The organism is Micromonospora sp. NBC_00858, assembly GCF_045207365.1.
In the GTDB taxonomy this organism is placed as follows: Bacteria; Actinomycetota; Actinomycetes; order Mycobacteriales; family Micromonosporaceae; genus Micromonospora.
On record NZ_CP108828.1, the window covers coordinates 1,250,310 to 1,262,227 of the forward strand.

General features: G+C 69.2%; 13 protein-coding genes. 8 read left to right on the forward strand and 5 right to left on the reverse strand.

The window, feature by feature from the left end; all coding sequences use genetic code 11:
• Positions 1 to 356: 356 nt before the first annotated feature.
• Entirely contained in the window at positions 357 to 1,508 is a 1,152-nt protein-coding gene (locus tag OG990_RS06010; protein ID WP_406079305.1) for an acyl-CoA dehydrogenase family protein, read from the reverse strand.
• Between the two features lie 75 nt (positions 1,509 to 1,583).
• Here OG990_RS06010 and OG990_RS06015 point away from each other — a divergent pair, with 75 nt between their 5' ends.
• The gene (locus tag OG990_RS06015; RefSeq protein WP_406081667.1) at positions 1,584 to 3,074 is read left to right on the forward strand and encodes an aldehyde dehydrogenase family protein; all 1,491 of its coding nucleotides are present in this window, start codon (positions 1,584 to 1,586) and stop codon (positions 3,072 to 3,074) included.
• A 1-nt stretch (position 3,075) separates the two neighbouring features.
• On the opposite strand, the gene OG990_RS06020 is transcribed toward OG990_RS06015, so the two are convergent.
• Complete coding sequence (locus OG990_RS06020) at positions 3,076 to 3,702, reverse strand: GntR family transcriptional regulator (RefSeq protein WP_406079306.1); 627 nt, start codon at positions 3,700 to 3,702, stop codon at positions 3,076 to 3,078.
• 97 nt (positions 3,703 to 3,799) lie between these two features.
• Here OG990_RS06020 and OG990_RS06025 point away from each other — a divergent pair, with 97 nt between their 5' ends.
• From OG990_RS06025 to OG990_RS06040, 4 genes are read left to right on the forward strand one after another with little or no spacing between them, the layout of a single operon-like run.
• Positions 3,800 to 4,621, forward strand: coding sequence for an enoyl-CoA hydratase-related protein (locus tag OG990_RS06025; protein ID WP_406079307.1), 822 nt, complete (start codon positions 3,800 to 3,802; stop codon positions 4,619 to 4,621).
• A complete protein-coding gene (locus OG990_RS06030) occupies positions 4,618 to 5,775 on the forward strand; it encodes a CaiB/BaiF CoA transferase family protein (protein WP_406079308.1) in 1,158 nt (385 codons plus the stop codon). The genes OG990_RS06025 and OG990_RS06030 overlap by 4 nt, the downstream gene beginning before the upstream one ends.
• Positions 5,775 to 6,803, forward strand: coding sequence for an LLM class F420-dependent oxidoreductase (locus OG990_RS06035; RefSeq protein ID WP_406081669.1), 1,029 nt, complete (start codon positions 5,775 to 5,777; stop codon positions 6,801 to 6,803). The genes OG990_RS06030 and OG990_RS06035 overlap by 1 nt, the downstream gene beginning before the upstream one ends.
• Positions 6,804 to 6,834: 31 nt before the next feature.
• Entirely contained in the window at positions 6,835 to 7,968 is a 1,134-nt protein-coding gene (locus OG990_RS06040) for an acyl-CoA dehydrogenase family protein (RefSeq protein ID WP_406081671.1), read from the forward strand.
• Here OG990_RS06040 and OG990_RS06045 read toward each other — a convergent pair.
• Both OG990_RS06045 and OG990_RS06050 read right to left on the reverse strand, forming a co-directional pair.
• Entirely contained in the window at positions 7,954 to 8,703 is a 750-nt protein-coding gene (locus OG990_RS06045; protein ID WP_406079309.1) for a TetR/AcrR family transcriptional regulator, read from the reverse strand. The genes OG990_RS06040 and OG990_RS06045 overlap by 15 nt on opposite strands.
• Positions 8,704 to 8,742: 39 nt before the next feature.
• Entirely contained in the window at positions 8,743 to 9,204 is a 462-nt protein-coding gene (locus OG990_RS06050; protein ID WP_406079310.1) for a MerR family transcriptional regulator, read from the reverse strand.
• Here OG990_RS06050 and OG990_RS06055 point away from each other — a divergent pair.
• Complete coding sequence (locus OG990_RS06055; RefSeq protein ID WP_406079311.1) at positions 9,203 to 9,898, forward strand: methyltransferase domain-containing protein; 696 nt, start codon at positions 9,203 to 9,205, stop codon at positions 9,896 to 9,898. The two genes, OG990_RS06050 and OG990_RS06055, sit on opposite strands and share 2 nt — an antisense overlap.
• 150 nt (positions 9,899 to 10,048) lie before the next feature.
• Here the strand turns inward: OG990_RS06055 and OG990_RS06060 are convergent, their stop codons facing one another.
• A complete protein-coding gene (locus tag OG990_RS06060; protein WP_406079312.1) occupies positions 10,049 to 10,423 on the reverse strand; it encodes a dihydrofolate reductase family protein in 375 nt (124 codons plus the stop codon).
• A gap of 163 nt (positions 10,424 to 10,586) precedes the next feature.
• Between OG990_RS06060 and OG990_RS06065 the strand changes: the two genes are divergently transcribed.
• Both OG990_RS06065 and OG990_RS06070 read left to right on the forward strand, forming a co-directional pair.
• The gene (locus tag OG990_RS06065) at positions 10,587 to 11,210 is read left to right on the forward strand and encodes an HIT family protein (protein ID WP_406079313.1); all 624 of its coding nucleotides are present in this window, start codon (positions 10,587 to 10,589) and stop codon (positions 11,208 to 11,210) included.
• A gap of 233 nt (positions 11,211 to 11,443) precedes the next feature.
• Entirely contained in the window at positions 11,444 to 11,887 is a 444-nt protein-coding gene (locus OG990_RS06070; protein WP_406079314.1) for an OsmC family protein, read from the forward strand.
• Positions 11,888 to 11,918: the final 31 nt, after the last annotated feature.

Genomic DNA, 11,918 nt, shown 5'->3' on the forward strand with positions numbered 1-11,918 from the left:
CGCACCGCCGGACCTGTGCGTGACCGGACCGGCGGTACCGGCGGTGACAGGCGATCGGCCCGCGATCGATAGCGCGGGCATCATCTTCGTGCTTACGGCACTGTAAATCACACGTAACTTCTTGGGAAGAGTCGTGGACCGCGCCCTGTGGATGGGCGGGCACCAGCGGACCATTCCGGCGAACAGTGCCTAACAAAACACCCCGGCCGGTGAGTGTTCGGCACACTCGTCGGCCGGGGTGTACGCCGTCGGTGGACGTGTTCACCGACGGCGTGTCACTGAGGATCGGTCACGATGGCGGAGATCCCGCGTCTGACCTGCGGCAACACGGTGGTCAGGTTGGTCGTGGATAAGCCTTACTGCAACTGGTCGGACAGTCCGTAGGTCTTCGCGATGATCTCGCGCTGGATCTCACTGGTGCCGCCGTAGACGGTGGACACGATCGAGGACCGGACCAGGCGCTCCATGTCGAACTCGGTGGCGTACCCGTAGCCGCCCATCATCTGCATCGCGTCCAGGGCCACGCGGCGGGCGGTCTCGGTGGCCTTGAGTTTCGCCATCGAACTCTCCCGGGGTAGCACCGTGCTCGGAGATCGGTCGACCTGGGCGGCGGTGTTGTAGACCAGAAGCCGGGTGCACTCGATCTCGGTGGCCAAGTCGGCCAGGCGGTGCCGGATCACCTGGAACGACCCGATCGGCCGGCGGAACTGGCGCCGGTTCTTGACGTAGTCCACGACGTCGTTGAATGCCCGCTGGGCGGTGCCGAGCATCGCGCTGGCGAGGATCAGCCGCTCCATGTTGAGCCCGGCCATCAGCTGCCGCCAGCCGTGGTCGAGCTGGCCGACCACGGCGTCGGCGGGCAGCATGCAGTCGGCGAAGTAGAGGTCGTTGACCTCGCGGCCGCCCATGGTCTCAATACCGGAGATGGTCAGTCCGGGCGCCGTGGTGGGGACCAGGAACATGGTCAGGCCGTTGTGGTCGCCAGCCCGGCCCGACGTGCGGGCGACCAGCAGAATGTGCTCGGCGAGATGAGCGTTGGAACACCAGGTCTTCTGGCCGTTGATGACGAATCCGTCGCCCCGGCGCTCGGCGCGGCAGCTCAGGTTGGCCACGTCTGAGCCGGCCTCGGGCTCGGACATCGCGACCGCCTCGACGACGCCTCGGGCCACCCCGCTCAGGATGAGCTTCTTCTGCTCCGATGAACCGAACCGCTCGTAGGTGGCGGCGACGATGATCGACGTGGTGAAGCCGCTGAGCGGTGCCATCGCCTTGGCGGTCTCCTCCAGAAAGAGGCACAGCTCCACCATGCCGCCGCCGCCGCCGTCGAACTCTTCCGGCAGCGACAGACCCAGCCAGCCGAGATCGGCCATCTTGCGGTACAACTCCGGGCTGTGGGTTTCCCGTCCGCCGTTGGTGAGCTTCTGCCGCTGCTCACGGGTTCCGACCTCACGGCGGCAGAAGTCCTGCACTGCCGCGACAAGTGATCGTTGCTCGTCGCTCCATTCCACAGCTGTACCTCCAGCGTCGCAAAGGGATTGACAGCAAGGCTAGACTATCGAATATCAAATGTCAGGAGGCTGCCGATGACGTCTCTCGTTGAGCACCCGCGCCGGCTCCACGTCGTCGACCCGATAACCGGCGAGTCCCGCACCGACTACGACATTGCCGACGAAGCTGCGGTACACGCCGCCGTCCAACAAGCGCGCGAGGCGGCAGACTGGTGGGCCGGCCTGGACGCCCGGCAGCGGCGGCGTCATCTGCTCGCATACAAGGCGCTCGTCGCGAGCCGCATCGACGAGCTGGCCGAGCTCATCCGGAGCGAGACCGGCAAGACGGTTGCGGGGGCCCAGCTTGAGGTGATGCTCGCCATCGAACACCTGGACTGGGCCGCCCGGCACGCCCGGCGGGTGCTGAAACGGCGAGCGGTGTCCTCCGGCATGCTCGCGTTCAATCAGGCCAGCTCGGTGGAGTACGTGCCGTACGGCGTCGTCGGCGTGATCGGACCGTGGAACTACCCCGTCTACACGCCGATGGGGGCGATATCGCATGCGCTGGCCGCCGGCAACGCGGTGGTGTTCAAGCCCAGCGAGTTCACCCCCGGTGTCGGTGTATGGCTGGCGCAGCGCTGGAGTGAACTGCTTCCCGATCGACCGGTCCTGCAGGTCGTCACCGGTGACGGCACGACCGGGGCCGCGCTGTGTCGCGCGGCGGTCGACAAGATCGCGTTCACCGGATCGGCGGCGACGGGGCGTGCGGTGATGGCCGCCTGCGCCGAGCGCCTGACCCCAGTCGTGATCGAGGGCGGAGGCAAGGACGCGCTCATCGTCACGGCCGACGCCGACCTCGATGCGGCCGCCCAGGCGGCCGTGTTCGGCGGGCTGGGCAACGCCGGGCAGACGTGCGCCGGAGTCGAGCGCGTCTACGTCGAGCAGGCCGTGTACGAGCCGTTCGTGGCCAAGCTGGCCGAGCTGGTGCGGCAGGTCCGGCCGGGTGCCGAGCCGGATGCGCCGTACGGGCCGATGAGCACGCCGGCTCAGCCCGGCATCGTGCTGAGCCACATCACCGACGCGATCGACCGGGGTGCCCGGGCGGTGGTCGGTGACGCGAGTTCGGTGCGGCCCCCGTTCGTCGAGCCGGTTCTGCTGGCCGACGTCCCCGAGGACAGCGCGGCGGTCACCGACGAGACGTTCGGTCCGGTGCTGGTGGTCAACCCGGTGGCCGACGCCGAGGAGGCGCTGCGCCGGACGAACGCGACCAACTACGGGCTCTCCGGCTCGATCTTCACGCGACATCGTCGCCACGGGCTGGCGCTCGCCGCACGGCTACGGGCGGGCGCGGTTTCGGTCAACTCGGTGCTCGGGTACGCCGGCGTGCCGTCACTGCCCTTCGGCGGCGTCGGCGACTCGGGCTTCGGGCGGGTCCACGGCGCGGACGGCCTGCGTGAGTTCAGCCGGCCACGGTCGGTTACGTGGCAGCGGTTCCGGCCGCCGATCGATCTGATGACCCTGCAGCCGACCGCTTCCGCCATGCGGGCCTCGCTGGCGATGTTCAAGTGGCGTCATGGTCGCCCGTGACTCATCCGCTCCACACCCCCAGAGCATCGAGATGCTTGACCAACCGCTCGGCACCGTCGGTGAAGTGGCGGGCCATGATCGGCCGGACGGCGACCGGGTCGTGGGCCTCGAGCGCGCTGAGCAGGGCCTCGTGATCGGCGATCATGCCCGCCCGCCACTCCGGGTTGGCCGCGTAGAACCGCGACGGGGTGTAGCGCGTAGCGGTCCGCAGCATCCAGGAGAGTTTGCGCGCGTCGGCCAGCCGGTTGATGCTGCGGTGGAACTCGAACTCGAGCTGCTCGACCCGGCTGGTCTGCCTGGCCTGGGCCGCCCGGCGCAGCCGCTCGTGCTGCTGCCGCAGGTCGTTGAGCTGGTCGGGCGTGATGCTGACGGCGACCCGGGCGGCGAGCTCGCCGGCGATGTGGCCCTGGAGGCCGAACACGTCCATGATGTCCTGCCTGGACAGCGGCGCGACCACGTGGCCGCGGCGCGGCTGCAACTCGACCATGTCCTCCGCACGCAGCATCAGCAGGGCCTCGCGCACCGGCGTGATACTCAGCCCGGTCTCCTGGGCGACCTCCTCGAGCCGGATCCGTTCACCGGGGCGCAGCTGGCCGGACATGATCCGGTCGCGCAGCAGGCTCGCCACCGTCTCTGACAGCTGAGGATGAGAAACGTCTTGTGCCTTGCTCCGCTCCGCCACACAGGCAAGAGTATCAAATGTCAAATGTCACAGGGATGTGCCGATGAGCTTGTCCATGCTTGAGGCCGAACCGGCCGGTTGTGGTTTGCGGGCCGCCACCCGCGACGGAGTCCGCACGATCTGGTTCGACCGGCCCGACCAGCGAAACGCGATGACGCTGGACATGTTCCGCGACTACTACGCCGCGTTGCTTGCCGCCGACGTGGATCCGCAGGTACGGGCGATCGTGGTGACCGGCGCCGGCGACTGGTTCTGCGCGGGTGCCGACCCGGAGGCGCTGCAGGCGCTGCTCGACGAGCGTCACCGCGACCGGCTGGTGGACGAGTTCGGCTTCGAACCACATCTGCCGATGACGCTGGGAACGCCGATCGTCGCGGCGGTCAACGGCGGCGCCGCGGGCCTCGGCCTGGTCCACGCGTTGTATGCCGACGTGCGCTTCCTGGCAGCGGAGGCACGCCTGGCCGCCGCGTTCAGCCGGCTCGGCCTCATCGCCGAGAACGGCAGCGCCTGGCTGCTGCCCCGGCTGGTCGGCGTGGGCAACGCGCTGGATCTGCTGGTGTCCGGCCGCAAGATCGACGCGGCGGAGGCGTTCCGGATCGGGCTGGTGCAACGAGTGCTCCCACGCGACGAGGTGCTGGCCGAGGCGCAAGCCTATGCCGCCGATCTTGCCGCCCATTGCTCGCCGGCGTCCATGGCGGTAATCCGACGGCAGGTGTGGTCGGGCCTGGAGACCGGGGCCGCCCAGGCGGCCGCCGACGCCAACCGGCTCATGGCCGCATCCCTCGGCGGCGCCGACTTCGGTGAGGCCCTCGCCAGCCAGGTCCAGGGGCGTGCTCCCCGCTTTGCGGCGCGGGCCGGCGCATGAGCGGCCCGCTGGCCGGGGTCCGGGTCCTGGAGCTCGCTGGGATCGGCCCAGGCCCGTTCGCGGCGATGCTGCTGGCCGACCTGGGGGCCGACGTCGTCCGGGTCGACCGACCGGAGCCGGGCGCGCTGCCGGCCGGCGACCCGAGGCGGGACCTGCTCAACCGGGGCAAGCGGTCGGTCGTCGTTGACCTCAAGCATCCCGACGGGGCCGAGGTGGTCCTCGGACTGGCCGATCGGGCCGCGATCGTGATCGAGGGCTGGCGTCCCGGGGTGGCCGAACGGCTTGGCATCGGGCCGCAGGCCGCGCTGGAGCGCAACCCGGGCCTCATCTACGGACGGATGACCGGATGGGGACAGCAAGGGCCGCTGGCCCACGCCGCCGGTCACGACATCGGCTACATCGCCGTCGCCGGGGCACTGCACCCGATCGGCCGCCCAGGCGGGCCGCCGCAGATCCCGCTCAACCTCGTCGGTGATTTCGGTGGTGGCGCGCTCTACCTCGTCGTCGGCTGCCTGGCGGCGCTGCACGTGGCCCGGACAACCGGCCGCGGGCAGGTCGTCGACGCCGCCATCGTCGACGGCACGGCGCACCTCACCACGATGTTCGCCGGTCTCCTCGCGGGCGGTGCCTGGCAACCCGAGCGTGGCCGCAACCTACTTGACGGCGGGGCACCGTTCTACGACGTCTACCCGACCGCTGATGGCGGGCACATGGCGGTCGGCGCACTGGAACCCCAGTTCTACGCCGAACTGCTGCGGCTGCTCGGGCTGGCCGACGCGGATCTGCCGGCCCAGCACGACGTCGCCGGATGGCCGGTGCTCCGCGCGCGCTTCGCGGAGGTCTTCGCCGACCGCACCCGCGACGAGTGGACCAAGCTTTTCGAGGGTACCGACGCCTGCGTGGCGCCGGTGCTGTCGCTCGCCGAGGCGCAGCGCCATCCGCACCTGGTGGCGCGCGCGACGTTCGAGGAGCACTTCGGCGTTCGGCAGCCCGCAGTGGCGCCCCGCCTGTCGCAGACACCGGGGGTGATCGGCGGCAGCCCGCCGGTGCCGGGAGCGGACACCGAGACCGTGCTCACCGAGTGGAGTCTCGGCGCACACCTACGGCGGTGGCTGGACAACGGCGCCGTCAGCCAGACACAAGGAGCTCGCTGATGCGTATCGCGACACCGCTCGCCTATGCCACGGACCCCAGGAGCGGCGCGGACGCCGTGGCCGCCTGGGAGCATGACGGCCTCGACGTGGTCTGGGTGTCGGAGGCCTATGGCTTCGACGCGCCGACCGTCATGGGCTACCTCGCCGCAAAGACGACCCGGCTGCAGATCGGCTCCGCCATCCTGCCCATCTACTCCCGAACCCCGGCGCTGCTGGCACAGACCGCGGCCGGCCTGGACGCGATCTCGGGCGGCCGCGCCATCCTCGGCCTGGGCGCGTCAGGACCGCAGGTGATCGAGGGATGGCACGGCCTCGCCTACGACCGGCCGCTCGCACGGACCCGCGAGGTGATCCGGATCTGCCGGCAGGTGTGGCGACGCGAGACGCTGGTCCACGACGGCATCTACCGGCTGCCGCTGCCCGCCGGGGAAGGCACCGGCCTCGGCAAACCGCTGAAGATCCTCACCCACCCGGTCCGCGACCGCATTCCGATCTACGTGGCGAGCCTGGGCGACAAGAACGTGCAGATGACCGCTGAGCTCGCCGACGGGTGGCTGCCGTTCCTCTACGACCCTGAGAGCGCGGCCGATGTCTGGGGCGCTGCGTTGGCATCCGGCCGGGGTAAGCGGTCCGACGATCTCGGACCGCTCGAGGTCGTGGCCGGCGGCCCGCTGGCCATCGGCCCGGACGTGACCGGCCTGCGCGACCTCGCCCGGCCGCTGATCGCCCTGTACGTCGGCGGAATGGGCGCCAAGGGCCGCAACTTCTACCACGACCTGCTGTGCCGCTACGGCTACGCCGCCGAGGCGGACCGTATCCAGGACCTCTACTTGGCCGGCCGCAAAGAGGAGGCCGCCGCCGCCGTACCGGCGGAACTGCTGGAGCGCACCAGCCTGATCGGGCCGGAGAGCTACGTGCGAGACCGCGTCCAGGCCTATCGCGACGCCGGCGTCACGATCCTCAACGTCACGCCGCTGGGTTCCGATCCGCGGCGCCTCATCGCCGCAGTAAAGGACATGGCCCAGTAGGGACCTGCGCAACAAGGAGCTGACGTACATGGTGAATCGCACCATCTTCTCCGCCGACCACCTCGCCTTCGCCGAACTGGTGCGCGCCTTCATCGACAAGGAGATCGCACCGCACCACGACCGCTGGGAAGCCGACGGCATCGTCGACCGCGGCGTGTGGCGGGCCGCTGGCGCTGCCGGCCTGCTGGGCTTCTTCGTCGACGAACGGTACGGCGGTGGCGGGGTGACGGACCAGCGCTTCAACGCCGTCCTCACCGAGGAAATGGCCCGGGCGGGCGCGAGCGGCCCGGCGTTCGGCCTGCACAACGACATCATCGGGCCGTATCTCACCGATCTGACCAACGACGAGCAGAAACAGCGATGGCTGCCGGGCTTCTGTTCCGGCGAAATCATCACCGCGATCGCCATGTCCGAACCCGGCGCCGGCAGCGACCTGCAGGGCATCACGACCACCGCGGTGCGCTCCGAGGACAGCTACGTCCTCAACGGGCAGAAGACCTTCATCAGCAACGGCATCCTGGCCGACCTGGTCATCGTCGTGGCCCGCACCGACCCGGCAGCGGGGCACCGGGGGATCAGCCTGCTGGTGGTCGAGCGAGGCATGGCCGGCTTCGAGCGGGGCCGCAACCTCGACAAGATCGGGCAGAAGGCGCAGGACACCGCCGAACTGTTCTTCGCCGACGTCCGGGTGCCCGCGGCCAATCTCCTCGGCGCGGAGGGCCAGGGCTTCGCCTACCTGATGCGCAACCTGCCCTTCGAGCGGCTGTCGATCGCCGTCGCGGCGCTCGCCGGCGCCGAGACGGTGTTCGAGCAGACCGTCGCCTACTGCAAGCAGCGCCAGGCATTCGGCCGACCCATCGGCAGCTTTCAGCACAACCGGTTCGTGCTGGCCGAACTCGCCACCGAACTGCGCCTCGGCCGCGTCTTCGTCGACCAGTGCCTGGTCGAGCCCGCCCTCACGGCGGAGACGGCGGCGATGGCGAAATGGTGGTGCACCGAGCTGCAGCACCGCACCGTCGATCGCTGCCTGCAGTTGCACGGCGGCTACGGCTACATGCGCGAGTATCCGGTGGCCAAGGCGTATCTGGACGCCCGCGTCCAGACGATCTACGGCGGCACCACGGAGATCATGAAAGAGGTGATCGGCCGGTCACTTGGCCTGTGAACCGTACTCCAGCATTGGCACGAGGAACTGCCGGGCCACGGCGCGCAGCTGTTCAGCGTCATCGAGATCGACGACGTGGCTGGGAGTGATCAGGAAGGAGCAGGACAGCCGCGTCATCAGTTCGGCCACCACCTCAACGTCCACCCTGTCGGAGATGTTGCCGGCGCGTTGCTCGCTGCGGAGTTGGCCGGCGACGAACCGTTGCACCGTGGCCAGCGTCCGCCCGCCGTCGCTGATCATTGAGGGGATGAGCACGTCCGGTTCGGCGGCCATCAGCCCTCCGATCAGCGGGTTGCGGCGGAGAGCCTGCAATGCGCTGACGAAGCCCAGCACCACCCGGTCGCCGACGGTCGCGGCCTGCTGGATGTCGATGAGGAACTGGTCGAAGTAGCGACGGAACTCCCGGCGGACCACCTGCTCGACCAGTCTGTCCTTGGTGGCGAACCGGCGGTATGCCGTGATCCGGGAGACGCGGGCCCGACGGGCCACGTCCTCCATGGTGGACCGCCGGATGCCCATACGACAGAACTGCTCGTAGGCGGCATCGAGAACCCGCGTGGTGACCTCGTCATTGTCGTCGGCGCGTTCCAGCGCCTCGCTGAAGGCGCGTTCCAGCAACGACTTCGAGCCGGACGCGGTCCCCAGCGCGGACAGCAGCGGTTCTGCGGTGTGCCCGTCGCGACCTGCCTCGGACGGGCCGGGGGATGATGCGTTCGCGGAAGCGGTCCGGGGCATGGCTGCCTTCTCGTGAGATACGTTGACGCGAGTCTTGCATCACCGTACCAACCGTGAACCCGGAACTTCGAGTGCTGTAACGTCCACCAGCTCCGTGAGGTGGGCGCGGTAGTTCGGGCAGGTGGCGATGTCCTCGTGCGAGCAGTTCAGTCCGGCCTCAAGCAGATCGAGCGCCGACCGCAGCGCCGCCATCCTGTCCTGCAGCGCGCGGTGGTTGCGGCTCAGCACGTCCTTGTGGGTGGCCGGGTCGCGCGCCGCGAGGAACGCCCGGATGTCCGGCAGCGACAGGCCGGCCTCCTTCGCGCGGACGATCGACGCCACTCGGAACAGGTCGTCGCGGGTGTAGCGGCGGCGGCCGCCCTCGACGCGGGCGGGGGAGAGCAGGCCCACCGATTCCCAGTGCCGCAGTACGTGCGCTGGTAGGCCGAAATGGTCGGCCACTTCGCCGATCGTCATCGGTCTTGACTTCATGTCGACATTAAGTCCGACCATGGCGGGCATGTCCAGTCTTCTTGCTGTCCTCGACGCCGTCGAGGGAGAGTCCGCGGCCGTCGAGCTGCGCGCACGTTCCTATGAGTTGCTCGGCGACCTCACCGGCCGAACCGTGGTTGACGCCGGCTGCGGCAGTGGCCGCGCCGTCGCCGAGCTGGCCGAGCGCGGAGCCCACGCGGTCGGCGTCGACCTCGACCCCGAGGTGATCGCTGTGGCTCGGGAGCGCTGGCCGGCCGGTGAGTTCCATGTCGGCGACGCCTACGAGCTGCCGCTCGAGACCGGCTCGGTTACCTACTATCGCGCGGACAAGGTGTTGCACATGCTCGACGACCCAGCGCGAGCCGTGGCCGAGGCCCGCCGGGTGCTCGCACCGGGCGGCCGGGCCGTGCTGCTCGGCCAGGACTGGGACACGATCGCCATCGACTCGGACGAGCCGGAGACCACACGTCGGCTGGTCCACGCCAAGGCGGACTCGCTTCCGTCGCCGCGCGTTGCCCGTAGGTATCGCAACCTGCTGCTCGACGCCGGGTTCACCGACCCGGTCGCTGAGGTGCACACCGCTGTGTTCACCGACGACACCGCGTACGCCCTGCTGCAACGGATCACCGACGAGGAAAGCTGGCTCGCCGAGCAGGCCGAGCGCGCCCGCGCGAACCGGATCTTCGTCGTCGTGCCGATGTTCCTCGTCGCCGCTCAGGGATAGCGCCCAACTTGGATCGAGGCGCGTCGTGGGGGCGCTCGGGTCGGCCTTCGGCCGCCCACATCACCGGCACCGGGGCGGCCCGCGTTGCCGGGGGAGAGGACAGCGCCGCCGGGGATCAGTCGGTGGCCGGCCATATTGTGAGCGCGGTGACTATACGAAGGCCGTGACGCCCTCGTATTCCGCCACCGGGGCGGCGCCGACACACTCGTACTCGAGCAACAGCAGGCCGTTCGCCGTCACCTCGTGGTGAACGAGCCGGAGGCCGACGGGTGCACTCGGGTGGTCGAGCAGCCGCCGCCCGGAACCGGTCACAGTGGGGGCGACGACGAGCCGGAGTTTGTCGACGAGGCCGGCCGACAACAGGGCCTTGCCGAGTCGCGCACTCCCGTGGATCTGGAGTTCCCGTCCCGGCTGAACCTTGAGCTTGCCGACGGTCTGGATCGGGTCGCCGCGGAGCACGGTCGTCGGGTGCCAACTACCCTCCGTGAGGGTGTTCGTCACGACGTACTTCGGTAGTGAGTTCATCCGCTCTGTGAACGGGTCGTCCGGGTCGGTGCTGCTTCCTGTTTCACGAGCAGTGCGCTGCTCCCAGGATGGTTGGCATCCGGCCTCTTCGGCGGGCCCTGGTGCCTGGCAGCCACAAGGGGCTATTGATCACTTGGAATCTTGTCGTACTAGTCTTCGCCGCATGGCCTTGCGACCGGACGAGTTCTATGACCACGCAGTCGCCGTCGCGGACAGCGAACGCCGACTCCCGTTGGCACGCATGACGGGATGGGAGATCAGCCCGTTCGAGCCGGACGGGCTCCGCGTAGCGCCGTTGCGCCCGCCGGTGCTCCCGGAGCCCGCGCGGCACGGCGAGGATCCGTCGGACTGCAACGCCTGCCGCGAACGGGACGAGGGGATCTGGTTCAACGAACACTGGCGGCTGGTCCGGATTCCGGGAGTGGGCGTCCCGCTGGTGCTCATGTTGTATCCGCGCGATCACTACGACATGGCGGATCTACCTGACGAACTGGCCGCCGAGCTGGGGCTGTTGAGCACTCGCATCGTCCGCCACATGCAGGCGCTGCCGCACGTCTCGCGGGCCCACGTCTACCGCATCGGAGATGGTGGCGCCCACCTGCACATCTGGTTCTTCGCTCGGCCCGAGGGGCAGGCCCAGTTGTTCGGGTCGTGGCTGGTCGTCTGGGACGACCTGCTGCCGGAGTATCCAGCGGACGTCGCAGAAGCTGACGCTGAACTCGTGGCAGACGCGTTGGTCGCGTGCCACGGAGGCCACCGGTCGCCCACCATCGAACCGGCCGCCTGACCGGCCTGATCCATGACCCGAATGTCACCGTGACGGCTGTTGCCACCGCCGCCGTACGGAGTTGCCTTGGTCACGTGTTCGGATCTGCCGCCGGAAAGGCGCGGGCGGGCAAGGCCTTGACCACGCGGCAAGAACTTTGCCCTCGAAGCCGACGTCTGATTCCTGTCGGGGATGACGATCGGCCGGCGGGCCGGTGGCTCGGGGACCAGGAGGCCCGGGGTAGTTTCCCTGTCATGAGTGAGGACACCTTCCGCTCGGTGGAGATCGAGCGCACCAGCGTGGGGAACTACGTCGCGCGGAATGTCCGCGGCGGGTCGATGTCGATGGGCACGGGCGAGGACGCCAGCTTTACGCCGGTGGAACTGCTTCTGGCTGCCATCGGTGGCTGCACTGCGGTGGACGTGGACTACATCACCAGCCGCCGCGCCGAGCCGACCCAGTTCTCCGTCGAGGTCAGTGGCGACAAAATCCGGGACGAGGCCGGAGGAAACCGGATGCAGAACCTCAAGGTCGAGTTCACCGTGACGTTCCCGGTGGGCGGGGACGGCGACCGGGCGCGCGAGGCGCTGCCCCGGTCGCTGCAGCAGTCGCACGAACGACTGTGCACGGTCTCCCGTACCGTCGAACTTGGCACTCCCGTCTCGGTCGTCGAGGCTGCCGGATCCACCGGAGACTGAGGTCTTCGGACGTCATCTGGGCTACCAGTGC